This is a genomic window from Peribacillus acanthi, from assembly GCF_003073175.1.
GTDB lineage: Bacteria > Bacillota > Bacilli > Bacillales > DSM-1321 > Bacillus_BN > Bacillus_BN acanthi.
The window spans coordinates 153,592-154,465 of the sequence record NZ_QBBX01000010.1; the positions used below are offsets into that span (position 1 = coordinate 153,592).

The window sequence follows — 874 nt, forward strand, 5'->3', positions numbered from 1 at the left end:
GGTTAAGTGATCCACTAATATTTCTGTTGTCATTTCATTGACCTCCTGTTAACTGCCCATACTGTGATATATTTGTCTTTTTCACTTTGTAATCTAATAGACTGATAGGCATGTTTTCGTTTGAAAGGTCGTTATTAGCGACAGAAGCATGGGTGATCTTTTGAATGATTTCATGAACCACTTCATAACGGAATACCTGTGTTTGTTCAGCCTCTTGGAGAGCTTGCGTAAGCTTTTCCATTCCAATTTCTCGATGGAGAAGAAGTAGTCGAATAAATTTGCGATCTCCAGTGGCTCCATCTTGTTCCCGCATTTTCTTATGAAAACGTCTAAAGACATCTGGAATATCAGTTGTCTGAAAGGCTCTGGCATCTCGAATGGCCCGTGGCTTTTTTAATAACGCTTCCAAATAGTGATCCAGAACAGTCACCATTTGATATCTTTCGTAAGATCGAGAATGTAAGGCGATCACTTGGTTTTGAGCCACTATGATCACATGATCCACAAAAATTTTTGCCCATACAGCCTGACCGACATAGCGACATGGAACGGAATATTGATTGGTATCAATGGTAATCAACGATGTTTTATTCACTTGGCACGAAACCAATTTACAAGCCTCAAAACGGTTGGCAGGTAGTGGGTGAAGTTGTAATTTCTCTCTTTCCCACATTTCTAATACCGTTTCCTTTGAATAAGGAACTTTGCGTTTTTCAGCCTCTTGTAAACACCATTCTTTAAGGTATTGATTTAATTCTTCTAATGACTGAACGTCTGGTTTAGGGACCAAAGCGTTTCTTCTTATATAACCTACGGTTCCTTCAACACGACCCTTTTCATTTCCAGATCGCACATTACAGAACTCAGCTTTAAA

General features: G+C 39.2%; 1 protein-coding gene. It reads right to left on the reverse strand.

Annotated elements, in window-relative coordinates:
• Window positions 1-34: 34 nt before the first annotated feature.
• On the reverse strand, window positions 35-874 hold an 840-nt coding region (locus DBX25_RS12210), incomplete at its 5' end, for a Mu transposase domain-containing protein (protein ID WP_420812951.1).